Annotated in this window: 17 protein-coding genes; 11 read left to right on the plus strand and 6 right to left on the minus strand. The window is 45.9% G+C overall.

Annotated elements, in window-relative coordinates:
* Positions 1-42 precede the first annotated feature (42 nt).
* From ACQY73_RS11970 to ACQY73_RS11985, 4 genes are all read right to left on the minus strand, one after another.
* Entirely contained in the window at positions 43-2,097 is a 2,055-nt protein-coding gene (locus ACQY73_RS11970) for a tetratricopeptide repeat-containing sensor histidine kinase (protein WP_428665993.1), read from the minus strand.
* A 141-nt stretch (positions 2,098-2,238) separates the two neighbouring features.
* Complete coding sequence (gene thrA, locus ACQY73_RS11975; protein WP_428665995.1) at positions 2,239-4,701, minus strand: bifunctional aspartate kinase/homoserine dehydrogenase I; 2,463 nt, start codon at positions 4,699-4,701, stop codon at positions 2,239-2,241.
* 323 nt (positions 4,702-5,024) lie between these two features.
* Positions 5,025-6,746: a GMC oxidoreductase gene (locus ACQY73_RS11980; protein WP_428665998.1), complete on the minus strand. Its 1,722-nt coding sequence runs from the start codon at positions 6,744-6,746 to the stop codon at positions 5,025-5,027.
* 157 nt (positions 6,747-6,903) lie between these two features.
* On the minus strand, positions 6,904-7,830 hold the full coding sequence (locus tag ACQY73_RS11985; RefSeq protein WP_428666001.1) for an NAD-dependent epimerase/dehydratase family protein: 927 nt from the start codon (positions 7,828-7,830) through the stop codon (positions 6,904-6,906).
* 211 nt (positions 7,831-8,041) lie between these two features.
* On the opposite strand from ACQY73_RS11985, the gene ACQY73_RS11990 reads away from it, so the two are divergent.
* A complete protein-coding gene (locus ACQY73_RS11990) occupies positions 8,042-8,728 on the plus strand; it encodes a 3-keto-disaccharide hydrolase (protein ID WP_428666003.1) in 687 nt (228 codons plus the stop codon).
* 71 nt (positions 8,729-8,799) lie between these two features.
* On the opposite strand, the gene ACQY73_RS11995 is transcribed toward ACQY73_RS11990, so the two are convergent.
* Positions 8,800-9,492, minus strand: a complete 693-nt coding sequence (locus tag ACQY73_RS11995) for an NUDIX hydrolase (RefSeq protein ID WP_428666005.1) — start codon at positions 9,490-9,492, stop codon at positions 8,800-8,802.
* 128 nt (positions 9,493-9,620) lie between these two features.
* On the opposite strand from ACQY73_RS11995, the gene ACQY73_RS12000 reads away from it, so the two are divergent.
* The 4 genes from ACQY73_RS12000 (at position 9,621) to ACQY73_RS12015 (ending at position 15,073) form a co-directional block, all read left to right on the plus strand.
* Positions 9,621-11,255, plus strand: coding sequence for a carboxylesterase/lipase family protein (locus ACQY73_RS12000; RefSeq protein WP_428666008.1), 1,635 nt, complete (start codon positions 9,621-9,623; stop codon positions 11,253-11,255).
* A 50-nt stretch (positions 11,256-11,305) separates the two neighbouring features.
* The gene (locus tag ACQY73_RS12005; RefSeq protein WP_428666011.1) at positions 11,306-12,319 is read left to right on the plus strand and encodes a sugar phosphate isomerase/epimerase family protein; all 1,014 of its coding nucleotides are present in this window, start codon (positions 11,306-11,308) and stop codon (positions 12,317-12,319) included.
* Between the two features lie 70 nt (positions 12,320-12,389).
* Complete coding sequence (locus tag ACQY73_RS12010) at positions 12,390-14,000, plus strand: carboxylesterase/lipase family protein (protein ID WP_428666014.1); 1,611 nt, start codon at positions 12,390-12,392, stop codon at positions 13,998-14,000.
* A 206-nt stretch (positions 14,001-14,206) separates the two neighbouring features.
* Complete coding sequence (locus ACQY73_RS12015) at positions 14,207-15,073, plus strand: ThuA domain-containing protein (protein ID WP_428666017.1); 867 nt, start codon at positions 14,207-14,209, stop codon at positions 15,071-15,073.
* A 120-nt stretch (positions 15,074-15,193) separates the two neighbouring features.
* On the opposite strand, the gene ACQY73_RS12020 is transcribed toward ACQY73_RS12015, so the two are convergent.
* Complete coding sequence (locus tag ACQY73_RS12020; protein ID WP_428666019.1) at positions 15,194-16,699, minus strand: nucleoside hydrolase-like domain-containing protein; 1,506 nt, start codon at positions 16,697-16,699, stop codon at positions 15,194-15,196.
* A 159-nt stretch (positions 16,700-16,858) separates the two neighbouring features.
* On the opposite strand from ACQY73_RS12020, the gene ACQY73_RS12025 reads away from it, so the two are divergent.
* The 6 genes from ACQY73_RS12025 to ACQY73_RS12050 all read left to right on the plus strand — a co-directional run bounded on the left by ACQY73_RS12025 (position 16,859) and on the right by ACQY73_RS12050 (position 23,703).
* Positions 16,859-17,626, plus strand: coding sequence for a DeoR/GlpR family DNA-binding transcription regulator (locus ACQY73_RS12025; RefSeq protein ID WP_428668451.1), 768 nt, complete (start codon positions 16,859-16,861; stop codon positions 17,624-17,626).
* 110 nt (positions 17,627-17,736) lie between these two features.
* The gene (locus ACQY73_RS12030) at positions 17,737-19,131 is read left to right on the plus strand and encodes an L-fucose/L-arabinose isomerase family protein (RefSeq protein WP_428666022.1); all 1,395 of its coding nucleotides are present in this window, start codon (positions 17,737-17,739) and stop codon (positions 19,129-19,131) included.
* A 103-nt stretch (positions 19,132-19,234) separates the two neighbouring features.
* Positions 19,235-20,041: a transketolase gene (locus tag ACQY73_RS12035; RefSeq protein ID WP_428666024.1), complete on the plus strand. Its 807-nt coding sequence runs from the start codon at positions 19,235-19,237 to the stop codon at positions 20,039-20,041.
* Positions 20,042-20,128: 87 nt separating this feature from the next.
* Positions 20,129-21,145 (plus strand): transketolase family protein, encoded by a 1,017-nt coding sequence (locus ACQY73_RS12040; RefSeq protein WP_428666026.1) that lies wholly within the window; start codon positions 20,129-20,131, stop codon positions 21,143-21,145.
* Positions 21,146-21,149: 4 nt separating this feature from the next.
* Positions 21,150-22,769 carry a DUF5060 domain-containing protein gene (locus tag ACQY73_RS12045; protein ID WP_428666029.1) on the plus strand — a complete coding sequence of 540 codons (1,620 nt, stop codon included), beginning with the start codon at positions 21,150-21,152 and terminating at the stop codon, positions 22,767-22,769.
* Between the two features lie 25 nt (positions 22,770-22,794).
* A complete protein-coding gene (locus ACQY73_RS12050; RefSeq protein WP_428666032.1) occupies positions 22,795-23,703 on the plus strand; it encodes a D-ribose ABC transporter substrate-binding protein in 909 nt (302 codons plus the stop codon).
* Positions 23,704-23,741: the final 38 nt, after the last annotated feature.

Below are 23,741 nucleotides of genomic sequence, written 5' to 3' on the forward strand. Positions count from 1 at the left end.
TAAGGGTTTAACAGACAGCTAAATATAATCAAAAAATAAGTATTATTCCTCTTCAATCCTCTGTTCTTCGGAAGAGGCTGAATGAATGGGTAATCGAATGATAAATGTTGTTCCTTCTCCTTCTTCCGTCTCCACATCGATTGTACCTCTGTGGCCTTTTGTAATAATATCATAACTGAGCGAAAGCCCCAATCCCGTTCCTTCTCCTGTGGGTTTGGTGGTAAAAAAAGGCTGAAATATTTTCTCTTTCACACCTTTCGGAATCCCCGGCCCGTTGTCTTTTACACGTATTTCAACTTGTTCATCCAATGCTTTGGTACTCACCGTTACGTTGGGTTGGTAAGCTGCCAATATTGACATAAAATCGTCATTTTTACTGCCGGAGTGAGTTGTTTTTGAAGCAACGGCATAAAATGCATTGTTAAATAAGTTCAACAGCACGCGCCCGATATCCTGCGGAACAATGTTGATCTGAGGCAGATTTTTATCGGCACTAAGTTCATACCCTGACGTAAAACTTTTGTCTCTGGCCCGCATACCGTGGTATGAAAGACGAAGGTATTCGTCGGCAAGTTTATTGATATCAGTCATAACCCTTTCGCCGGTACTCGCGCGTGAATGCTCCAACATACTTTTGACGATACCGCTGGCGCGTTGGCCGTGAAAGTGTATTTTTTGCAGGTTTTTTTCAATATCTTCCAGAAGCTCCGCTTCCGAAGCCTCGTCTTTTCCTTCTTCTTTTATTTCTCGCAATTCCTGCACCAACTCCACACTGATGTCGGCAAAATTATTGACAAAGTTCAATGGGTTCTGGATCTCATGCGCAATGCCGGCGGTCAGTTCACCCAAACCGGCTAATTTCTCTTTTTGAATGAGTTGATTTTGGGTCTCTTTAAGCGTTTGAAGCGATGTTTGAAGTTGAATTTTTTGGGATTGAATGGCTTCTTTTTGCTTACGTAACAGGGCATTCGCCTTGTTTTTCAGGCGATTGTTTCGGTACAGCATTACGGTAATGACCAGAATAACCGCCAATATCCCAAACAGCACGTACACTTTCTGCCGATTCTCAAACGCCTTTTGGGCCGCGATCAGCTCCTGATGCCGCAACTGCTCGTTGAAACTCAGCGTTTGTACCTGTTTTACTTTTTCCTCATTAAACATGCTGTCTTTGGCAGCGGCCGCCATTTTAAAATAGTCGTACGCCTTACTTTTATCCGTAGTTTCGTACAACGACGCAAGCATTGATCCTGCTTCAAAAATGTACTTCACATTGTTGACTTCCCGGCTGAGCGCTAATGATTTTTTGGCGTAATACAGGCAGGAATCAGGCTGATCCAATGCTTTGAATACCTGCGCTGTTTCAAAATAGGTTTGGCTTAAAAGGCGGTTATTTCCGGAAGCTTTCAGGTAAGGTAAAGCCGAGCGGTAATATCCCAACGATAAGGAATAATGTCCCATTCGGTAGTCAATGTTGCCCAAGTTCATCAGCAGCACGTGCACATTATTGCTCTTATTTTTAAGGGCCATTTCATACGCCTTCTGTGTGTAAAAGCGTGCCGAATCGGGTTGGTTCAAAAGCGCGTAATCAGTGCCCAAATTGATCAAAGCGATTTGGATAAGGTTTGGGTCATTTATCTGTTGGGCAATGGCTTTAGTTCTGAAATAATATTCGATCGCTTTTTTTGATTCTTTTTGCTCCGAATACAAAATTCCAATGTTATTGAGCGTTCTGGCGGCACCTTCCCGGTCATTGATGCTTTCGGCCAATTTCAGCGCGCCAAAATGCATTTCCAACGCTTTTCCATAGTTACTCGTGAATCGAAGGATGGCCCCGAGGCGGTTCATACTTCTCACCTTTCCTTTCAAAAAGCTGCTTTTTTCGGCCAAACTCAACCCTTCTTGGGCGTATTCCATCGCAATCAGGGGTTTTGAGTACATCAGTCGGTACCCCAACTGATCCAACAGCAGTACCCGCGCCGTATCGGGCATGGGTTGTAAAAGCAATTTTTTAAGACTGTCAACGGGGTTTTGTTGTGCAAAAGCAGCAGTTACCAACAGCACGAAACACACTGTGCGCATTAAGGTAATCGCTTTCATACTCATAAAGTTAAGAGTTCATCAAAAACAAAGATAGAAGATTATTTTAAACGCATTGTACGTTTTCAGGTTGGTTAAAAACAAAAACGTCGGCGAGGTTTGGAACCTCGCCGACGTTTTCTTTTGCTGACTTTGATTTTTTTACGACAAATAACTACTGATGCTCATCACATCGGCAAATACGCCGGAAGCCGTCACTTCGGCACCTGCGCCGGGTCCTTTGACCACGAGCGGACGGGTATTGTAGCGCTCAGTGGTAAATGAAACAATATTGTCAGCGCCCGAAAGCGAGTAAAACGGATGATCGGCATCAACAGTGCGCAACTGAAGCATGGCTTTTCCGTTTTCGAGCGTGGCGATGTAGCGCAATTTTTCGCCCTTTTCGGTGGCTGATTGCAATAGGGCCGCAAAATAATCGTCAGAGTTTTCCAATTCAGTAAAGAAATCATTTACCGTAGGCGCTTGCAGGCAGTTATCGGGCAAAATGGGGGCGATCTGAATATCACTCATTTCTAATCCTACACCCGTTTCGCGCGCCAAAATCAGGATTTTACGCGCTACGTCCAAGCCACTCAGATCATCGCGAGGGTCGGGTTCAGTGTAGCCTTTTTCTTTGGCTTCCCGGACAATGTCCACAAAGCGCGTGCCCGCCACGAAGCTGTTGAAAATGAACGACAATGTTCCGGATAAAATGGCCTCAATTTTGGCAAATTTATCGCCGCTCGCCATCAACCCCTGAATGGTGTTGATGATGGGCAACCCTGCACCTACGTTGGTTTCGTAGAGAAATTTCACTCCCTTGCGTACGGCAGTTTGCTGCAAAAGACGGTACTCGGCGTAGCTGCTGGAATTGGCTACTTTATTGGGTGTTACGACCGACACGCTGGCGTCGAGCAACGGATGATAGTATTGAATAATATCTTTATCGGAAGTACAGTCGATGAAAACGCTGTTGGGTAAGTTGAACTCCCGAATACGCTGCACATACGCGGGCAGGCTTGTGGTTTTGCCGTTTTCTTCCAGTTCATTTTTCCATTGCGTAAGGCTGATGCCTGCGGGATTTAGCCACATTTTTTTGCTGCGCGCCAATCCTACCACGTTGATCTTCAGGAATTTTTCCTTCGCTAAATACTCCGACTGCGCCGACAATTGTTTCAGAAATGTGCTGCCGATCAAACCCGTACCTACAATGAACAAATTCAGCGTCCTTACTTCTGACTGGAAAAACACGCCGTGAATAGCGTTAAGCGCTTTGGAAAGATCGTTTTTCTGAATCACCACCGAGATATTCAACTCCGAAGACCCCTGTGCGGTAGCAATGACATTGATACCGTTTTTACCCAAAGCCGTAAACAGCTTCCCGGAAACCCCCGTGCTGCGGCGCATTCCTTCGCCCACGATGGCAATGATGGAAACGTTTTTCTGGATTTGAATCCCGTCGCGGTCAATGTCACCGGCGTTGATCTCGGGGGCAAAGGTTTGGTCTAAAACCTCTTTGGCGCGGTCGGCATTTTTGGGGTCAATGGCAAAACAAATGGAATGTTCCGACGAGGCCTGCGAAATCAGGATCACGCTGATCTTGTGCCGCGACAGCGCCGAAAACAAGCGCGCCGACACGCCTGCTACCCCGATCAAACCACTGCCCTGCACGTTGACAAGGGCAATATCGTCAATGGAGCTGATACCCGTAATGGCAAAAGGCGTTTCGTCAGAAGTGTTATGTACTGTTGTTCCTTCAGAAGCTACATTGAAGGTATTCAATACTTTGATAGGAATATTTTTAACAAACGCAGGTTGTAAACTCGGCGGATAGATCACTTTGGCTCCAAAGTGACTCAACTCCATCGCTTCGGCGTACGTAATGGTCGGGATGGTGAAGGCGGTGGAAACCTTGCGCGGATCAGCAGTCATCATGCCGTCTACGTCGGTCCATATCTCGATGACGTCAGCATCAAGCGCGGCCCCGAAAATAGATCCTGTATAATCCGAGCCGCCGCGTCCAAGTGTGGTTGTAATGCCTTCAGACGTGGAACCGATAAAACCCGTGATGCACTGTAAGGCATCGGTTTTGGCAAAATGTGATAAAATTTGCGCGTTGGTTACTTCAAAATCCACTTCGGCGTAGCCAAAATGATCGTCGGTGCGGACCAGGTTACGGGCATCGCAAAACTCTGCTTTGACGCCCCGGCCTTTGAGGGCTTCGGTGATGATGGTCGTGGAAAGGCGTTCACCAAAAGACATCAACAGATCAAGCGTCCGGGCCGATAGCTCACGAATCAGCGAAATTCCTTTCAAAAGGTCTTCCAATTCGTTGACCAGGCCCCGCACTTTAGCAATCGAGCTGCTTTGATTCTTGATGTCGATCAATCCTCGAATGGCGGCAAAATGGCGTTCTTCCACGGCTTTGAGGGCATCAAAATACTCAGCATTGCCTTTGGAAGCCATGCGGCCTATTTCGATCAACTTGTTGGTTACTCCACCCATCGCCGAATACACAACGGCAATGCGCTCTTCGTTGGCAATATTATCTTTTAAAATCTGAATGACTTGTTGGATGCTTTCGACTGTGCCGCACGAGGTGCCGCCAAATTTGAGGACTTTCATTCTACGGAAATTAAGGAACGGCTCACCGCCGCGATTTAAGATGGCTTGACGACCTAATCAAGGCTATGGTCGTCGCTTAGGCTGCAAATATAGTGGGGGGAGGGTATTTTTACAGTAATCTCATGACTTTTATCGCAGTTGCGATTTTGGATCTTCGATTTTCGATTTCGGATTTGGCCTACCGGCAAGTGGTTTTCTTCCAACTTCCATTAAACGTCAGTCGGTTGTGCATCGCGGCTATCAGCCAACTGATGCTGATTTCAGGAAGGGTCTGCCGGTTAAGCCTCGGTCGGTTGAGCGCGCGAATTTCAACCGACTGACGCTTATAAACTCTTTGCTTTCAATTGCTTCACGGCATAATCGGCGGCTCGCGCGGTGATGGCCATGTACGTGAGCGACGGGTTTTGCGTAGAGTTGGAAGTCATACAGGCGCCGTCGGTTACAAAAACATTTTTGCAATGGTGCAATTGATTCCATTTGTTCAACTGCGATGTTTTGGGGTCTTTGCCCATGCGTACACCGCCCATTTCGTGAATGTCAAGGCCCGGCGCTTTGCTCGGAACATCATTGGTTCTGATGTTCTTAAACCCGGCAACCGTAAGCATTTCGGTCATTTGTTCCTGAAAATCGTTGACCATTTTATGATCGTTGTCGTCGTAAGCCACCGATACTTTCAACAGCGGAACACCCCAGGCATCTGTAAGGCCGGTATCAAGGGTAACAAAGTTGCTTTCTTTCGGGATCGTCTCGCCCATCATCCACGAACCTACGCGCCAGTTTCCGTATTTAGGTGTTGCCAAATTCTCCTTTAGGGTTTCGCCCATGTCTGAGGTATCACGGTACATGGCCCGCTCTCCCGAAAACCCTGCGGCATACCCCCTCAAAAAATCCACTTTGTCCTGCTGAAATACGTTTCTGAAACGCGGGATATAACTACTGCCGGGACGTTTTCCTTCCGTTACTGTATCCAAAAGTCCTTCGTACTCTCCTGAGATCGTAGAACGAAAATTGTGAAACGCGATGTATTTACCCAATAATCCATTGTCATTGCTCAAACCGTTTGGAAAACGATTGGACTTAGAATTCAACAGGATCAGGTTGGTATTGAGCGCCGAAGCGTTCAGAAAAATGATTTTGGCGTAGTAGTCAACGGCTTCTTTGGTATTGGCATCAATTACGCGCACCCCCGTAGCCTTGCCGAGCTTTTCGTCATAAATGACCGAATGAACTACCGAATCAGGTCGCAAGGTCATTTTGCCGGTCCGCGCCGCCCACGGCAACGTCGAAGCATTGCTGCTGAAATAACCGCCGTATGGACAACCGCGCACGCAAAGGTCACGTTGTTGGCACTGTGCTCTGCCCTGTTGATAGTGAATGGGCTTAGGCTTGGTCAAATGTGCACAACGACTCACGATCACCGGACGCGCTCCTTTGTAATGCTGCGACATCTGTTGGCCAAAATGCTTTTCCACACACGATTGCTCAAAAGGCGGCAAAAATTCTCCGTCGGGCAGTTGTTCCAAACCGTCTTTATTTCCCGAAATTCCGGCAAAGGTCTCGACATGGCTGTACCAAGGAGCCAATTCTTCGTAACGGATCGGCCATTCAACCGCAAAGCCGTCGCGGGCCGGCCCTTCAAAATCATACTTCGACCAACGCTGCGTTCCCCGCGCCCACATCAATGATTTTCCACCTACCTGATACCCCCGAATCCAGTCAAACGGTTTTTCCTGCACGTAAGGATGCTCGGCATCTTTCACAAAAAAATGCGCCGAATCTTCCTTGAACGCATAACAACGACCGGCAATCGGGTTGGCATCCAAGACAGCTTTCGGCAGTTGGTTCAGGTGATCGAATTGCCAAGGATTCATCAAGGTAGTGGGATAATCGGTTACGTGTTTTACGTCCCGTCCACGTTCCAGCACGAGGGTTTTGAGTCCTTTATCGCAGAGTTCTTTGGCTGCCCAACCGCCGCTGATGCCCGAACCTACCACAATGGCGTCGAACGTGCGGTCTTTGATGGAATCAATATTTAAGTAGGTCATAGCTGATTTTTGATTACCGATCTATCGTATGGTTTTACCTAAAAAAGGCAACTTGCATCTGAATTACTGCCTGTTAACGCAAATTATTCGTAAAGGGATATAAGGATACAGGCAATGGATTGATCCCATCGCCCATTGGTTACAGAAACGATAGATTTTAGCCTTGGGCTACAATTTCCTTTACTCCTTCTTGGTAGCTTGTTATTTTAAAATCGGGAAAACGTTTCATGAACTTGCTGCTGTCAAAGAAATAAGGCTGTTCGTATTGGTAGGTCATTTCATACACCTCACCCAAGATCGGAATGAACCAGCCCAGAATCTTCAACATAAATTTAGGGATCGCGCTTACTTTGGCTTTCTTATGCATTTGGTCGGCAAACAGAGCCACCCATTGCTTGCCTGTTGGAGGATCAGGGTAAGTAGGCAAATGCCACACTTGATCGTAAGCATCAGGCGTATTGCCCAATAATGCCGTGGCCTGCGCCGCATCGGGCGTGTAAGTAGCTGAATGTTTATAATTCACCCCTCCTATCCATTGGGCGGTTTTATCTTTTTGCAGGTTTTTATACACCGTTTCCTGCAACATACTCGTACCAATGCCCGGTCCGTAGAAATCGGCCGAACGGGCAATGAGCGCCTTGATTCTCTTAGCTTTAACTGCTTCGAAGATCATATCGACAAGTTGGTGCCGTACTTTGCCTTTTTCACTTGAGGGATTCATTTTTGACTCTTCGGTCATGTGTGGAATCTCCTTAGGGTCGTACATGTATACATTGTCGAAAAACACCAGTTTGGCTTTGTGTCGGGCGCAAACATCGATCAGCAAACGTATGAAAGTAGGCCATTTTTCGCGCCAAACGCTGAGTTTATACTCAAATCCGATGGTTACATATACGATTTCCGAGCCCGCCACGGCGGCGTCAACATCGGCGGCATTGGACAGATCCGCCGCAAAAAGTTCGTCGGTCGGATTGACCTTTTCAGGATTTCGACTGACCAGTCTGATTTCTTTGGTGTACTGTTGGTGTAACACTTTGGCTAACTCAACGCCAATAGCCCCACCTGATCCGAGGATTGTTTGCATAAAATGGCTGTTTTTAAAAGGCTGATAACTCCTAAAGGTCTTTTCTGTAAATGTACATGATTCATGCGAAATTTATTGCATTAAATGATACATTCACAGGACTTTACCAAAATATAATATAGGTTATTCCAGCATTTTTTTTCAGTAAATAAATTTATTCGGTAAAAACAGAATTTGAGTCTCTTTATGAAAGTAAAAGCTACTAAAATCCATGAAAGTAACCATCTTTTTATTTCTTCTTTTCAACATCCCGGTTTTCACTTCAATTGCTCAGGAAAAAAGCCTTTTCAACGGTAAAGACCTGACGGGTTGGCATATCGACGTTCCGGCAATGGACAAAGACCCTAAACTGAGAAATCCCTTCATCATCCGAAACGGCATGTTGGTAAGTTTGGGCGAGCCTCAGGGCCATTTGATCACGGATGCCGTTCATGAAAATTACCGCATAGAAATCCAATATCGCTTTGCCGGCGCGCCCGGCAACTGTGGTCTGTTGCTCCATGCTTCTACGCCACGTGCATTGTACGGTATGTTCCCCAAATCCATCGAATCGCAGATGATGCACAAAAATGCGGGTGATTTTTGGTGCATCGTCGAAAACATTGAAGTACCTGAAATGGAAACAAGACGCGGCCCGAAAGAAAATTGGGGAACGGTCGACGGCAAAGAGCGCCGTGTAAAAAACCTGACCGATAACTCCGAAAAGCCCTTGGGCGAATGGAATACCATGATCGTTGAATGCCTGAACGACCACATCAAAGTATGGGTTAACGGCGACATGGTCAATCATGGCTTTCATTGCACTGCCCAAAAAGGCCACATAGCCTTACAGGCAGAAGGCGCAGAAGTGGAATTTCGAAAAGTAGCGTTGACGCCAATTAAGAAGTTGACGGAGTGATATGAGCTGTCTGTATCAATTCCTGAAACGTCGGCAAGGTTTTGAACCTTGCCGACGTTTGCTTTCCAACATTAACTTTGAAAACTATACAAAAACGGCGCTTTGTGCGCTTTGCCCAAATACTGCTTTTCGTGGCGGTTTAAAATGCCCAAGCTGAGCATTTTACGTTGGAAGGTGGTACGGCGCAGCTTTTCACCCAGAATGGCTTCGTATACTTTTTGCAGATCATTCATGGTAAAACGGGAAGGTAACAGATTCACTCCTACCAATTTACGATCCAAATTGTCGCGAAGGGTTTGCAGAGCTTTGGCGACAACGGCGTTGTGGTCCAAAATGAGCTGCGGAAGCGCATCAACCGCATACCATTCACAGGAATCCGATAGGGCATCCGGTTGGGGAACTACGTCTTTATAATTGATCAACGCGTAATAAGCCACCGAAATAAAACGGTCGAGCATCCAATGCGTATTGTCGGTCATATGACCATTGGCTTCCAGAATTGTCTTCATTACTTCGGGGCGGTAGCGTGCCGTGTCGCCAAAGGTGTAAAATTGTTCCAGATAGATATTGTCCAGTCCGGTGCGCTCTTTCAGTCCCCTTCTGACAGCATCGTTCAGATTCTCGTTTCGATGAACAAAACCACCCGGTAACGCAAAAAATCCGGTGTTATGGTATTCCATAATTAAAATTTTCAGCGTATTCCCCGAAAAACCAAAAACCACTGAATCAAAGGCAATATGCTCCAAATAATCTTTCTCGTTCACCAATTCACCGGATTAAATTCAATTTTTTGCGGCAATCTACCAATTTTTTCAAAATTAACTAGGGATATTTCAAAAAGTGAATTATTATTGTCACAAAATGAGACAATAAATAAATTTAACCCAAAAAAATGAAAAGAAAAGGCTATTTGTTAGGCTTGCTTTGCCTGCTGAGCGGTGCTGTAATGGCGCAGGGAAACAACGCATTTGCGGTACAGGCAACCATTGAAAACGGTATCATTGAAGGAAATTACGATACAAAAACGGGCATTCAAACTTACTTTGGCGTGCCGTTTGCCAAGCCCCCCGTCGGTAATCTCCGCTGGAAAGCACCGCAACCGGCCGATCATTGGCAGGGAGTAAAAGAAACCAAAAAGTTTGGTCCGCGCCCCATGCAGAAAATCGTTTTCGGCGATATGAATTCCCGCTCGAACGGCCTGAGCGAAGATTGCCTTTACCTGAATGTTTGGACGCCTGCCAAACGTAACACTAAAGGACTGCCCGTTCTGTTATATTATTACGGAGGAGGAAATGCCGCCGGCGATGGCTCGGAGCCGCGCTATGACGGTGAGGCCATGGCTAAAAAAGGAATTGTGGTTGTTACCTGCAATTACCGTCTCAATATTTTTGGGTTTTTGGCCCATCCTGAACTTTCTGCCGAAGCCCCTTACAAAGCATCGGGCAATTACGGAATGTTGGATCAGGCTGCGGCCCTGAAATGGGTACAAAAAAACATTGCCGCTTTTGGCGGTGACCCTAAGAAAATAACCCTTGCCGGCGAATCAGCAGGTTCGATCGCCGTCAGTATGCAGATGTCGTCGCCACTGTCAAGAGGTCTTATCGCCGGAGCGATCGGTGAAAGCGGTGCCGGTATCAATCCTACCATGACTCCCGTTCCGTTGGCTGATGGCGAAAAAATGGGCGTAGATTTTCTGAAAAAATCAGGTATGTCAGGCATCAAACAATTAAGGGCGCTATCGTCAAGAGATGTGTATGAATTGTTTGATGAATCAAAAATGTTTGGTTTTCCCATCGTAATTGACGGCTATTTTCTACCTAAAACCATACCTCAGATCTTCGCGGCCAAAGAACAGGCGCAGGTACCGTTGTTGTTGGGCTGGAACTCCGCCGAAATCCCGGGCATGGCCTTCATGCAGGGGCAACCGTATAAGGATGAAAACTTCGTAGCACGGGTCAAGAAGGAATATCCAAACGATTTTGAAGAAGTGCTGAAACTCTATCCTCATGGTTCAGAAAAAGAGATTGAACTTTCAGCCACGGCATTGGCCGCCGACCGTTTTATCTCCTACAGCACGTGGAAATGGTTTGATCTGCACCGTAACAACAGTTCACAGCCCGTCTATCGGTATTTATACAGCAAACTTCGCCCTGAATTAGTGGATAAATCACTGTCTTCCGGACTGGCAGGCGGAACCGTAAGAGCCGATGGGCCCGCTCCGAAAGCACCCAAAGCCGTAGGAGCTCCTCATGCGTGCGAGATCGAATATTGCATGGGAAATCTGCACCTTGTGAAAGATTACGCCTGGACTGCCGATGACTATAAAGTGTCGGAAACGATGCTGAATTATTTTGCCAATTTCGTAAAAACAGGAAATCCGAACGGAGATAAGCTACCCGAATGGCCGGTAGCCAAAGCGGGTGATGCTACGCCTCCCGTCATGATTTTGGATACCGAATCAAAAGCTGAAAAAGCAGTAAATGATGCTCGGTATCAGTTTTTGGATAAGGCGTACGGAAATAAGTAAAGGCGGAGTTATTATGGCTTATTGAAGAAAATTAAACCTTTAAATGGATCATGGAAAAAACAGTTTCACGTCGTGAGTTTATGACCGCAGCGCCGTTGGCGACGGTCGGCTTGATGTTGGGTTTCAGCTCTGCCGGCAATGCAATGAATCGTTGGTTGGAAAAGCCCAATTCCAAATTTGGAGGAGTTCAGATCGGCGTTATTACGTATTCATACCGAAGTATGCCCCACGACGTTGACCAATTGCTGCAATTTTGCATTGATTCCAACGTCTCGGCCATCGAACTCATGGGCGACTCTGTGGAAGCATTTGCCGGAAAACCCAAGTCGCCCATTCAAATGGGACCGCCGCCCGCAGGAGGAGGCAGAAGACCGCCGTTGACCGACGAGCAAAAAGCCCAACTTGCTGAATACAACAAGCAGGTAGCCGAATGGCGCGCTAACGTTTCGATGGATAAATTCAAGGAAGTTCGGAAGAAATACAACGATGCCGGCATCACCATCTATGCTTTCAAGCCCAACGCCTTTTCGCCAACCAACACCGATGCGGAAGTCGAATACGGCATGAGAGCCGCGAAAGCCTTAGGTGCCAATTGTGTGACGGTAGAACTTCCAACCGATCCCGCTCAAACCCAACGTCTGGGTGATCTGGGAGCCAAGAATAAAGTATATATGGGATATCACAACCATACCCAAGCTACCGATACCCTTTGGGATACGGCATTGGCGCAGTCGCCTTACAATTCCATTAACTTCGATTGCGGACACTACTTGGCAGCGGGCGGCAAAAACACCAAAGAATCGCTCATGGCTTTTCTGGAAGCAAAACACGACCGTATCTCGACCATGCACATCAAAGACCGCACCACTCCCGAACACGGAGCAGGGAATTTGGAGTGGGGCAAAGGCGATACGCCCATCAAGGAAATGTTGTTGATGTTCAAAGCAAAAAAATATAAATTTCCGGTAACCGTCGAATTGGAATACGAAATTCCCGCCGGTTCTAATGCTGTCAAAGAAGTAGCCAAATGTGTGGCCTATGCCAAAAATATTCTGGTTAGCTGATTTTTTCCCGACTTGGAAAGTTTCAAAAACTTTCCAAGTCTAATACATAGTCAAAACTTTCCTGTAATCTATGAAAAACAACCTATTTCTGCTTGGAATAGCCGGCTGCTCATTGCTTCAACCGGCAGTGGCCCAAATCACAACGGGTGAAAATGTCGCCGTGACCACTACCGATGCCGGCAAAGTACGCGGCTACATTCATAACGCCATCTTTACGTATAAGGGTATACCGTATGCCGAAGCCAAACGTTTTGAAGCACCTCAAAAACCCAAACCGTGGCAAGGGGTACGCAGTTCTTTGTCTTACGGGCCGGTGGCTCCTTTGATGGACCCAACCACTTCCGTACAGGACGAAGTGGAATTTGTATTTCACCACGATTGGGGTTATCCTAACGAAGATTGCATGCGCATCAATGTCTGGACGCCGGGCATTAATGACGGCAAAAAACGCCCCGTTCTTTTCTGGATTCACGGGGGTGGTTTTACCTCAGGCTCGTCGCAGGAGTTGCCTTCGACTGATGGTGAAAATTTGGCTAAAAAAGGTGATGTGGTCGTGGTTTCCATCAATCATCGCTTGAATATTTTGGGCTACTTAGACTTATCGGCTTACGGCGAAAAATACAAACAGTCCGCTAATTTGAGCGTACTGGACATGAAAGTGGCGTTGGAATGGGTAAAAACCAATATTGAGAATTTTGGCGGTGATCCTAACAACGTAACGATCTTCGGGCAGTCGGGCGGCGGGGCTAAGGTGAATACACTTATGGCAATGCCTTCTGCTAAAGGATTGTTTCACAAAGCGGTCAACGAAAGCGGTGCGTTCAGAACAGCGATGCTGGAAAAATCAGAAACACAACGCATTACTGCCGAAGTATTGAATGCGCTCGGACTTCAACCCAATCAGGCCGATAGTTTACAGAAAGTACCTTTTGACAAACTCAGCGCCGCCGGCAAAAAAGCCCTGAAAGTTGTAGCCGATAAAATGAAAGCCGAAGGCAAGCCCGTTGTTGGATTTGGGTTGAGTTGGGGCCCAAGCCGTGACGGTGAAATATTGCCTTACCAACTTTTTTCAAACGAAGCATTTGAACTGTCTAAGAATATTCCGTTGCTGATCGGGACGGTTAAAAATGAATTTATGGCTTCATTGGGTGCAGGTTTAAGCAATGGTACTACGGAACAAGTCACGGACTTTGTCAAAAAACGCTATGGTGCAAAGGCTGATGCTTTTTTAGCCGCCGCCAAGAAAGCGTACCCTAACGATACCAAACCCTCTGATCTGATCGACATTGATGCCATGTTTCGTCCCGGGGCGGTGGTACAGGCCAATACGAAATCGGCAGTAGCGGGCGGCGCACCGGTCTATATGTACCTGTTTACGTGGCAATCGCCGGTGATGGGTGGAAAATACAAAGCGATCCACTGCATAGACCTGCCGTTTGTGTTCAACAACATCGCACGCAGCGAAGAAATGACAGGCGGTACGAAAGAAGCCTACGCTTTGGCCGATAAAGTAAGTCAGGCGTGGATCAACTTTGCCCGTACCGGCAACCCAAGCCACAAAGGTTTGCCTGCCTGGCCTGCGTACAATGCTACCAATACCGCTACGATGCACTTTGATAATCAGTGTGTTGTAAAGCCGCAAATGGACAAAGAGCTGTTTGAACTGTTGAGCAGTAATTAATGGTTATTTATAAACCGAAAAACCGAGAAATGTAAAACTGAAAAATGTAAAAGGGAATGGGTCCAAAAACAGAATACCGGTTGGCAAAATATCACTTTTACATTTCGTATACTGTCAAGGTTCGGTTTTACATTTTTCAGTTTATTATTTTTCAGTTTCTCAGTTCTGCATTTCTCGGTTTTACATTAAAAACACCTGTTTAACCTATGAAAAAATGGCTTAAAATTGTTCTGATAAGTATTGTAAGCATCGTAGTGCTTTTGGGTGGGTTGTTGGCGGGTTTTATCTATAAAGTGAAGAACGGCTTTCCGGTATCGTACGAAACGGAAAAGCCTGCACTGAACATTCCTCAAAATCAACCTGCTGTCTTATTGTTTTCAAAAACAACGGGATTTCGACACGGCGAATCCATTGATGCTTCCAAAAAGATGTTTGCCGATATGGCAAAGCAAAATCACTGGTCTTTGTATGAAACCGAAGAAGGTGGAGCATTTAATGCGGAGCAACTGGCGAAGTTTAACGTTGTCATTTTCAACAACTCCACAGGTGAAGTCATCAATGACGAGCAAAAGAAATCATTGGAAAAGTATGTGGAAAACGGCGGCGGCCTCATCGGCATTCATGGTTCGGGCGATGATTCTCATCATTGGGAGTGGTACGAAAAGAACCTTTTGGGAGCCAAGTTTTCGCACCATCCGCTGAAACCTCAATTGCAGAAAGCAACGCTTTTTCTGGAACCTCTGACCGACAGTACATTACTGAAAAAACTGCCCGGTCAATGGTCGCATACCGATGAATGGTACGTCTTTTTTGAAAACCCACGCAGCAAAGGGTTTAACATCATTTATACCATCAACGGCGATAAGATCATTCCTAACGGCAATTTGCTTTGGATCAAAGATAAAAATTTCGGGATGGGCAAAGATCATCCGGTAGCATGGTTCAAAGACACGGGAAAAGGACGCACGTTTTATACCTCCATCGGGCACACAGGCGAGGCATTTTCCAAGCCGGAATTGGTTCAATTGCTTGATAATGCCATTTACTGGGCCGGAAAAATAACTCAACAATAGAATTTTCAATTCGTTGAGCAGAGCAATTAACAGAAAAAGTCTGGTTGCTCACAACCATCCCGTTGCCGAGGCTGTTTTTTATTTGTTTTGCGAAAATTCGAAGAACTTTTGCTCTACTGCTTAAGATACTGTTAAGATCACGCGTTGATAACGGATCAGCGCCGGTTCTCCATTGTCTTTGCCTTCTACAATGATATGGATCGTATCACCTGATTTTGCATTTTGAGGAATTTGAACGGCTGCTTTAGCGCCCGTTACCTCAATGTTTGCTTTTTCGGGCGAGGTACCGGCTTCCCGGTAGTGCCAAAATGTATAAGAAACGGTATGACCGTCGGGGTCGGTCGCATTGGCAGTTAGTGCTATTTTTTGTCCGGCTTTTACGTTGATGCTATTTCCTTCTTTGACCGAAATGATAGGCGCGTGATTGGCTGATTTATAGCCTTTTACGCACCAATCAGCTCGCGCGGCAAAATCCAGTTGCAGCGCATCTATCCATCGGGTTTGCGGAAACGACGCATCCTCTTTTTTGGTAAAGTGATTATAATCGGTCAGCGTTCGGGCATCTTCCCAGCGGTAGGGATTAGTGGGAGATTGCGTCATTCTGCCACCCCAACCGCCGTATTCGGGATTGTCGCGATTCATCAGGCCTACTTCCAATAGCTGAAAATAGGCGGGAGAATCGCCTTCCGAAATAAAGTCATACTTTGTCATTTTGTTTTTCTGCATATCTTCCTCAGTTCCCTGGGTATGTTCCGGATCGCCGGCAATTTTTTGCCCGTCGCCCCACGAATAATACTTTGCCAACAGCGGCCCGTGATTCTGAATGATATTTTTAGCGATGAATTCTCCCCTCAAATAGGGCTGTAATTCGGCCGGTACTACCCGTGTCCAGGGATAAGCCAAACACCAGAACTGATTGGAATTATAGAAAACCCGGATCTTGCCCCAATTCGGCGCAATGTATTTTTTGTAGGTAGCATCCTGATCCAAAACAGCGTAAATGATGGCCTTCTTGGAAACTTTTTCGTAGATATCTTTCCAATTGGGTTTGGTTTTGTACGTTTCCTCAATGGATTTCAACGCGCGGGCCACGGTGTTGGTGCCGCCCCAGATTTGTAAATAGACGGGTTGCGGGTTTTCATCCAACAGTACTTTTTTTATCCATTCAGAGCCTTCGGTTTCTTTCTCCATTTCGCCTTCAAAGTCAATATTTCCTACTTTGACCAACTTTTTCAGCTCCCCGGCAGTGGGATATCCTTTGGCATGTTTGGCTAAGTTGGGTTGCACTTTTTGGTATTCGTCCAATAATTCCTGCATCCAAGTGGTGCCCGGCCAGCGGAGTTCGGTGCGCTCACCGTATCGTTTGGCGGTCATTTCGATTTCGGAAGTCATTTTCGTGCCCTTGCCATCGCCTTTGTAATGCCATTGTGAACTGCTGTAGACCAATCCCTCAAGTTTGAATTCATTGGCGTAAAGCAACATTCGTATAAAAGAATCCACATCATCAAGCTCGCCGTCGGTCGTAACGATGGTACGGGGCTTCGGATTGGATTGAGAAACTGCTTTTCCGGTTAGGAACAAAGCAAGCAAACTCACCCAAAGTAAATGACTTACTATTATTTTCATTTTGTTTGTATTTTTAACGAACTGTTTTCTCTATCAAAGAAATAATGTAATAAAATTCAGTTTGCGAAGTTAAAAACAATAAAAATGTTTTCAATTATTTTCGATTATTTATTTTTATTTTCGATTACTATCTTTTAGTTTTGAATCAAAGTTATGGCAATACTACCAAATCAGCGTCGGGAAAAGATATTAGACCTCTTGAAAGAAGACGGTTCAGCGAAAGTTGTGGACTTGGCGCGACTCTTTAAAGTGACCGAAGTAACCATTCGGCAGGACTTGGAAAAGCTGGAAAGTGAGGGCTTAATTATTAAGGAACACGGCGGCGCTTTCCTGAAAAATGTAGAAGACCAAGTGCGGAGTTTTTCGTTGGTACACCAGGAGAATTTGGATAAAAAAGCCATTATCGCTCAAAAATGCCTGGAGTTTATTGAAACAGGCGATACCATCATTTTGGATTCCGGCAGCACTACGACCGAAATCGCCAAAAAGCTGAAAAACTCGGGTATCCGTAACCTGACCGTTATTACCAATGCGTTGAATATTGCGTTGATGTTAGGAACCGAATCCGGGATTGAGGTAATTATGACCGGCGGAGAATTCAAACCGCCGACCCTTTCATTGACCGGACAAAAAGCCGCCGATTTCTTTAAAGGGCTCAATGTGCAAAAACTGTTTTTGGCAACGGCCGGCATCTCCTTAAAATCGGGTTTGACGTATCCGAGCATTAGTGATCTGGTGGTCAAAAAAGCCATGATCGATGCCGCCGAAGTTACCTATTTGGTGGCCGACAGTACCAAGATCGGCAAAAGTGCGCTGGCAAGTTTGGGAGCGTTGGGATTGATCGATTACATCATTACCGATGCCGGAATCGAAGAAAAACACAAGGAGGTTTTCAGAGATAATGAGATAGAAGTGATCGTGGCGTGATGTACGAATAGGGAATTGCGATTTGGGATTTACGATTTGGGAGTAAACCGGCAATCCAAAATCGTAAATCCCTAATCCAAAATCAAAGACTATCAATCAATAACATATAAATGACCTTAGGAATCATCATTGGAAACAGGGATTTCTTTCCCGATAGTTTGGTGGAAAAAGCAAGAACGGAGATCATTGAAGTTTTTGCACAGTTAAAGCTGAAACCCATTCTGTTGGATAGCTCCGACACCAAACTTGGCGGCGTAGAAACCTACAAAGAAGCCCAAAAATGCGCTGAATTGTTCAAAGCACATCGGGAAGAGATTGCCGGCGTGTTGGTGCTTCTACCCAATTTCGGTGACGAAAAAGGCGTGGCCGACACTTTGAAATTAGCGGGCCTGAATGTGCCGGTGCTGGTGCAGGCGTACCCCGATGAATTGTCAAAAATGAACGTCATCAATCGGCGTGATTCATGGTGCGGGAAGATTTCGGTCTGCAATAATCTGTACCAATACGGAATTAAATATTCGCTTACCGATCAGCACGTTATCAGTCCGGCTGACCCGCGTTTTCATCAGGATCTGTTAGATTTTGTGGCGGTGTGCAGGGTGGTTAAAGGGCTTCGTAATGTACGCATTGGCGCGGTAGGTGCAAGACCGGGTGCGTTTAATACGGTGCGGTATTCGGAGAAAATTTTACAACGAAACGGCATCACCGTTACCACCGTTGACTTATCCGAAATTTTGGGAAAAGCCAATAAACTGACCAAAGACGATGTTTCCGTAAAACAGCACTTAGAAGCCATCAATGCCTATGCTCCGAAAGGAAAAACCCCCAATGAGGCCATGATCCAAATTGCCAAGCTGGATGTGATCCTGAAAGAATTCATGGAAGAATACGCCCTCGATGCCACGGCCATTCAGTGTTGGACTTCTTTGCAGCAAAATTACGGTTGCAATGTTTGCACGAGCATGAGTATCATGTCCGAAAATATGCTGCCGAGCGCCTGTGAAGTAGATGTGACGGGAACCCTAAGTATGTACGCCATGCAATTGGCTTCGGGTTCGCCGAGCGCGTTGGTGGACTGGAATAACAATTACGCCGACGACGAGGACAAATGTGTTTTGTTTCACTGCGGCAACTGGGCCAAATCATTTTTGCCTGATATTCAGATCAGCAATGCGCCAATTCTCGGCACTACGGTCGGGGTAGAGAATACCTACGGAGCTTTGGACGGGCGCACGCCTGCCATGCCTCTAACCTACGGACGTATCAGTACCGACGACCCCAAAGGAATCATCAAAGCGTATATTGGCGAAGGTGAATTGACTAACGACCCACTCAGTACGTTTGGGAATCGCGCCGTTGCTCAGATACCTGATCTACAGAAGTTGATGAAATACGTGTGCCGTAATGGTTTTGAGCACCATGTGGTCATGAACGCGTCAAAAACGGCGGGCATTTTGGAAGAAGCCTTGCAGAATTATATGGGTTGGGAAGTGTATAAACATTAGGCGATTTGAGATTTTTGATTTACGATTTTGGATTAAATAAACCATCGTAAATCGTTATTCGTAAATCCAAAATCCCCAATCGTTGATCCAAAATGGTTTTTAAATGACAACAGAAGAATTAAAAGAGAGATCGAGGATTTACAGGCGAAAAATCCTTAAGTACATCTATCACGCCAAAGCAGGGCATACGGGCGGTAGTTTGTCGATTGTTGATATTCTGAATGTATTGTATAACGAGATAATGAACGTTTCGCCCGAAAATTTTCATTCCAATCTGCGCGACAGATACGTTCAGAGCAAAGGTCACTGCGTGGAAGCTCTTTATGTGGTATTGGCCGATAAGGGATTTTTTCCGGAAGAAGACCTATTGACGCTCTGTAAATACAACTCGCCCTACATCGGGCACCCGACCAAATACATCAACGGCATGGAGCAAAACACCGGCGGATTAGGCCACGGATTACCGATATGTTCGGGCATGGCGTTGGCGGCAAAAAAAGACAATTCACCGGTAAAAGTGTTCACGGTTTTGGGTGATGGCGAAATGGCCGAAGGCTCCAACTGGGAAGCCATGATGTTTGCAGCTCACTACAAACTGGATAATCTATGCGCCATTTTGGATTATAACAAACTCCAGATCACCGCTCCCAATGCCGAAGTAATGGGTCTCGAACCCATTGACAAAAAGCTCGAAGCGTTTGGGTGGGCCGTCAAACATGTAGACGGGCATGATTTGGAAGAACTTACACAAACCCTTAAAAGCCTGCCGTTTGAGGCAGGAAAACCCTCGTTTGTGATTGCTCATACCACTAAAGGTAAAGGCATAAGTTACATGGAAAATGTGCTCAAATGGCACCACGGCGTGCCAAGTGCCGAGCAGTATGCGTTGGCAATGAGTGAATTAGATTGATTTTTGATTTACGAATAACGATCTACGATTTTGGATTAAATCAGCAAGCCAAAATCGTAAATCCCTAATCCAAAATCTTAACATGAAATGATCATCGAAAAAACTCAAATGAAGGCTAACCTTGAAGTGTTCTCCGAAACGCTTCAAGCCTTGGCTGAAAAAGATCGTGATATAGTGGTCGTGACCAGCGATTCGCGCGGTTCGGGAAAGTTGGTGGCGTTTGGACAAAAATTCCCCGACCAAATCGTGGAAGTAGGCATTGCCGAACAGAATTTAGTGGGTGTAGCGGCGGGATTGGCAAGCATGGGCAAGAAAGCCTTTGCCGTTTCGCCGGCGTGTTTTTTGACCGCTCGCAGTTTAGAGCAGATCAAAAATGACGTTTGTTATTCCGACAATCCGGTCAAACTGATCGGGATCTCGGCGGGCGTGAGTTACGGAGCATTGGGCAGTACACACCACAGCTTACACGATTTTGCCGTTTTGAGAGCCATCAACAACATTACCATCGTTGCTCCTGCCGATAATTTTGAAACCAATGAAGCTATCCGACAAGCCGCCGAGATGGCAAGCCCGGTCTATATTCGATTCGGCAAAAAAGCGATGAATGCGGATTTACGATTTGGGATCAGGGATTTGGGATCAGGGATTTACGATTTGGGATTAAATCAGCAATCCAAAATCGCCGATCCAAAATTCCAATTCGGTAAAGGTAGAGTAATTAAAGAAGGTTCAAATCTAACCTTTATAGCCACGGGCGAAGGCGTTTTACCCTGCGTAAAAGCCGCCGAAATCTTGCAGGAAAACCACGGAATTTCGTGCAGAATCATCAGTATGCACACCGTCAAACCGTTGGATAATGAACTGATCCTGAAAACAGCGGCCAATGAAAAACCGATCATTACGGTGGAAGAACATTCCGTTCATGGAGGATTGGGCGAAGCCGTTGCTTCTTTATTGTTCCAGAATGGCTTTCGTAACAAGTTCAAAATTATCGGTTTGCCCGACGATCATACCGTCTCAGGTTCGCAAACGGAGATTTTCGACCATTACGGAATTTCGGGCGAAGGGCTTACAAAAACAGTTTTAACCATGCTTGAACACTAAAGCGATGAAGAAACGCATACTACAGATTCATTTATTGACCTGTCTTTTTTTATGCTTACAGCTGCCAATTTTTGCCCAATCAAAAGTGGAGCAATGGGATAGATTTGAAGTATCGTTTAAGCACACTCCCAAAGAGAACGGCTTTGCAACGGTCACGCTGACGGCCACCTTTTCCACAAAAGACACCACTCAAACCGTTGCGGGTTTCTATGATGGCAACAACAATTTTGTTGTGCGTTTTATGCCCCAAAAAATTGGGATTTGGAACTTCACCACTCATAGTACCATTCCCGAACTGAACAACAAAAAAGGCTCATTTGAGTGTGTAAAAGCGACCGGCAGCAATCATGGACCGGTAAAAGTGAGCAATATTTACCATTTCAAATATGCCGACGGCAAAGACTATTTTCCGTTTGGCACCACGGCCTACGCCTGGACACACATGGCAAATGGCGTGCAGGAAATGACGCTTAAAACATTGAAAAACGCGGGATTCAATAAGATAAGAATGGGCGTTTTTCCTAAAAACTATGATCTGGTCAAAGAAGAACCCGAAGTGTATCCTTACCTCGTTAAGGAAGTAAAAAAAGGGCCGTCAGGAAACGACCTGAAGGTGTGGGACTACACGCAGTTCAATCCGGTATTTTTTCAAAAATTAGAGAAACGAATTGATGATTTACGCGCCTTGGGCATTGAAGCCGACCTGATTCTTTTTCACCCGTACGATAAAGGGCGTTGGGGTTTTGACGAAATGCCGATGGAAGCAAACCTTCGGTACATTAGCTACCTGACGGCGCGGCTGGCTTCTTTCCGCAATGTTTGGTGGTCGTTGGCCAATGAATATGATTATGTAAAAAGTAAATCGGATGCCGATTGGAATACATTGATCAAAGCCGTTGTGCAAAACGATCCCTATCGGCATTTGTGTTCCATTCACGGCAGTACCGCCAAGTATTTTGAGTACTGGAAACCCGAACTTACCCATGCGTCCATTCAGGACGAAGCGCCCGTGATGCATTTGGGCGCGGCTTCTATTGTCCGAAATATTTACAATAAACCCATTATTTACGATGAAGTGGGCTACGAAGGAAATCTGAAACAGCGATGGGGGCGCTACAGCGGCGAAGAAATGAACCACCTGATCTGGATGGGACTCATTGGCGGCACCTATGTCACACACGGAGAATCGTACTCATTCAAAGACAACAGAGATACCATCTTTTGGGCCAAAGGCGGGGAATTTAAAGGCAGCAGTTGGAAGAGAATTGCGTTTGTTAGAAAAATAATGGAGGAAACCGGACCCATCGAACCGGCAGATGTGAGCCGCGACTACATAACGACCACGAATGGCAAAGGAAGTTATATTATCTATTTTGGAAAAGACATCAACGAAAGCTGGGCCTTTAATCTGCCCGCTAAAAATTCAAATTTTGAAAAGCCGAAAAAAGGCAATCGCTACAAAGTAGAGATCATTGATACGTGGGACATGAGCATTCAACCGGTGCCTGCCACTTTTGAAATAAGCGATGTAAACGACTACCGAATGTACGATAAAGAAAATCGAAGGATACGGTTGCCGTTGAAACCCTATATTGCCTTAAGAATCACTGAAATATCCCAATAGTCAAGTCTTAAAGATATTAATCAAAATGAAGAGGATTGGCATTGTTTTATTGGTCTTGCTTTGGGGATGTTCTTCTAAAAAAATGGAGGAAAAACCCAAAATTGCGGTAGTCATTTCGACGCTCAACAATCCTTGGTTTGTAGTTTTAGCGGAATCTGCCGCAGAAAACGCCCGAAAATTGGGGTATGAAGCCAAGATATTTGACTCCCAAAACAATCCTTCCACCGAGTCCGACAACTTTGAAAACCTTATTTCTTCGGGTTTCGATGCTGTTTTGTTCAACCCCACCGATGCTGATGGCTCGATCTCCACTATTCTGAAAGCCAAATCGGCAGGAATTCCGGTCTTTTGCATGGATCGGGAAGTCAATGCCGATGATGCGGCTACGAGTCAGATATTGTCTGATAATTATTCAGGTTGTGTCGAGATCGGTATTGAGTTTGTAAAAGCCCTTGGCGAAAAAGGCAAATACGTGGAAATTATCGGTTTGGTGGGTGATAATAATACATGGGCACGGTCGGGCGGCTTTCATTCGGTGGTGGATAAATTTCCAAAACTGAAAATGGTGGCGCAGCAAAGCGGAGATTTTGACCGCAATAAAGCCATGGAAGTGCTCGAAACCATCATGCAGGCGCAACCGGAAATTGAGGCGGTCTTTTGTGGTAACGATGCCATGGCAATGGGTGCTTTTCAGGCGCTGCAATCGGCGGGAAAAGCTGATAAAGTCAAAGTATTTGGCTTCGACGGAGCCGCTGATGTGGTCGAGAAAATCAAAGAGAAAAAGATCGTGGCAACCGGAATGCAATACCCCAAGGTAATGGCCCAAACGGCCGCTCGCTATGCGGATGAGTATTTCAAAGGTCGGCGGGATTTTCCCCAACGCGTACCCGTAGAAGTGGAACTGGTGACGGTTTCAAATGCCAAAAATTATTAATTGAGCAGCGTTTAAAATCTGTGTCATCTGTGTTCTAA

Origin of the sequence: Runella sp. (genome assembly GCF_965279615.1) — a bacterium.
In the GTDB taxonomy this organism is placed as follows: domain Bacteria; phylum Bacteroidota; class Bacteroidia; order Cytophagales; family Spirosomataceae; genus Runella.

What these genes read in the sequence shown, in the direction of transcription:
- ACQY73_RS12030 (WP_428666022.1), top strand. Translation starts at nt 17,737, where the DNA reads ATGACCTTAGGAATCATCATTGGAAACAGGGATTTCTTTCCCGATAGT.
- ACQY73_RS12010 (WP_428666014.1), top strand. Translation starts at nt 12,390, where the DNA reads ATGAAAAACAACCTATTTCTGCTTGGAATAGCCGGCTGCTCATTGCTT.
- ACQY73_RS11980 (WP_428665998.1), bottom strand. Translation starts at nt 6,746, where the DNA reads ATGACCTACTTAAATATTGATTCCATCAAAGACCGCACGTTCGACGCC.
- ACQY73_RS12000 (WP_428666008.1), top strand. Translation starts at nt 9,621, where the DNA reads ATGAAAAGAAAAGGCTATTTGTTAGGCTTGCTTTGCCTGCTGAGCGGT.
- ACQY73_RS12015 (WP_428666017.1), top strand. Translation starts at nt 14,207, where the DNA reads ATGAAAAAATGGCTTAAAATTGTTCTGATAAGTATTGTAAGCATCGTA.
- ACQY73_RS12045 (WP_428666029.1), top strand. Translation starts at nt 21,150, where the DNA reads ATGAAGAAACGCATACTACAGATTCATTTATTGACCTGTCTTTTTTTA.
- ACQY73_RS11990 (WP_428666003.1), top strand. Translation starts at nt 8,042, where the DNA reads ATGAAAGTAACCATCTTTTTATTTCTTCTTTTCAACATCCCGGTTTTC.
- ACQY73_RS11985 (WP_428666001.1), bottom strand. Translation starts at nt 7,830, where the DNA reads ATGCAAACAATCCTCGGATCAGGTGGGGCTATTGGCGTTGAGTTAGCC.
- ACQY73_RS12040 (WP_428666026.1), top strand. Translation starts at nt 20,129, where the DNA reads ATGATCATCGAAAAAACTCAAATGAAGGCTAACCTTGAAGTGTTCTCC.
- thrA (WP_428665995.1), bottom strand. Translation starts at nt 4,701, where the DNA reads ATGAAAGTCCTCAAATTTGGCGGCACCTCGTGCGGCACAGTCGAAAGC.
- ACQY73_RS11970 (WP_428665993.1), bottom strand. Translation starts at nt 2,097, where the DNA reads ATGAAAGCGATTACCTTAATGCGCACAGTGTGTTTCGTGCTGTTGGTA.
- ACQY73_RS12005 (WP_428666011.1), top strand. Translation starts at nt 11,306, where the DNA reads ATGGAAAAAACAGTTTCACGTCGTGAGTTTATGACCGCAGCGCCGTTG.
- ACQY73_RS12050 (WP_428666032.1), top strand. Translation starts at nt 22,795, where the DNA reads ATGAAGAGGATTGGCATTGTTTTATTGGTCTTGCTTTGGGGATGTTCT.
- ACQY73_RS12020 (WP_428666019.1), bottom strand. Translation starts at nt 16,699, where the DNA reads ATGAAAATAATAGTAAGTCATTTACTTTGGGTGAGTTTGCTTGCTTTG.
- ACQY73_RS12035 (WP_428666024.1), top strand. Translation starts at nt 19,235, where the DNA reads ATGACAACAGAAGAATTAAAAGAGAGATCGAGGATTTACAGGCGAAAA.